The sequence below is a fragment of the Bartonella sp. AP58NXGY genome, assembly GCF_042195785.1.
Classification (GTDB): domain Bacteria; phylum Pseudomonadota; class Alphaproteobacteria; order Rhizobiales; family Rhizobiaceae; genus Bartonella.
In genome coordinates this window covers 1-924 of record NZ_JBHIOY010000138.1, presented here as the reverse complement: position 1 = coordinate 924, position 924 = coordinate 1, and the positions used below count along the sequence as shown (strand labels likewise).

The window sequence follows — 924 nt, the reverse complement described above, 5'->3', positions numbered from 1 at the left end:
GAGAAGCACTGCTTAGAGAGTTACGTAAAGAAGCCAGAAAAAGAGGCATTCATTACAGTGAAGCTCCTGATGCAGGTAAAGGGTCACATTATTTGGTAACTTTTGGAGACAAGACAACTGTTATAAAATCGGGTGAATTAACGCCACTTTATGTGAAGATAATAAAAAAACAATTGGGAATATGAAATTTATAATTCAAATGTTTTTAAATTTTCGTTTCAAAAGTATTTTGATCATAGTGAGGAGACCTAAACATGGAATATACGTATCAAGCAAAATTTGAAACTGATCCGGATGGTGGTTTTGTTGTGACTTTTCCGGATGTACCTGAAGCAATAACAGCTGGAGAAAATAGAGTAGAGGCATTAGAGAATGCTGTTGAAGCTTTAGGGTTGGCATTACGGAGCTATTCTATGCGTGGTCTACCTTTACCTGTACCACAGCAATATAAAGGTCTTGTAGAGGTTACGGTAGATGCGTGGAATGCTCTTAAGCTTGCAGTGGTAGAAGCCTTTAATGAAGCAAATATTACAAAAACAGAATTGGCACATCGTTTGGGTAAAAAAGAAACAGAAGCAAGACGCATTCTTGACCCCAATTATCCAACGAAGCTTCAAACTTTAGAGCAAGCACTGAGTGTTCTTGGCAAGCAAGTCGTTATTACAATCAAAAACGCGGCTTAACTATCTCCTCGTCTTTGAAGACGAGAAGATAAAATCATGTTTTTAAATCTAAGCAGCTCTTACGACAGATTTTTCTAAAACCTGTTTTGCTTCTTCAATGAGTGTTTTATACTGTTTGCTTTCTTCTACCAATGTAAAGGCTTTAACAAGATGCATGTGGAGAGGTCCATAAATGTAAACAGCTTTTTTAGTTGGAGACATTTTATCCCAATCTTTTGGAAAATCAAAGCGTGTATCACGG

Annotated in this window: 2 protein-coding genes and 1 pseudogene; 2 read left to right on the top strand and 1 reads right to left on the bottom strand. The window is 37.0% G+C overall.

All coding sequences use genetic code 11. The features are described 5' to 3' along the window. Together ACFINC_RS10020 and ACFINC_RS10015 are read left to right on the top strand one after the other, a co-directional pair. Nucleotides 1–185: hypothetical protein (locus ACFINC_RS10020; protein WP_375617117.1), on the top strand; the 185-nt coding region annotated here is incomplete at its 5' end. Nucleotides 186–254: 69 nt separating this feature from the next. Beyond that, nucleotides 255–683, top strand: a complete 429-nt coding sequence (locus ACFINC_RS10015; protein WP_375617116.1) for a type II toxin-antitoxin system HicB family antitoxin — start codon at nt 255–257, stop codon at nt 681–683. 48 nt (nt 684–731) lie between these two features. Here ACFINC_RS10015 and ACFINC_RS10010 read toward each other — a convergent pair. Beyond that, a pseudogene (locus ACFINC_RS10010) lies at nt 732–924 on the bottom strand (phage antirepressor Ant); the annotation flags it as partial.

Bases quoted from the DNA above. Each gene is read 5' to 3' on its own strand.
- ACFINC_RS10015 (WP_375617116.1), top strand. From the start codon at position 255: ATGGAATATACGTATCAAGCAAAATTTGAAACTGATCCGGATGGTGGT.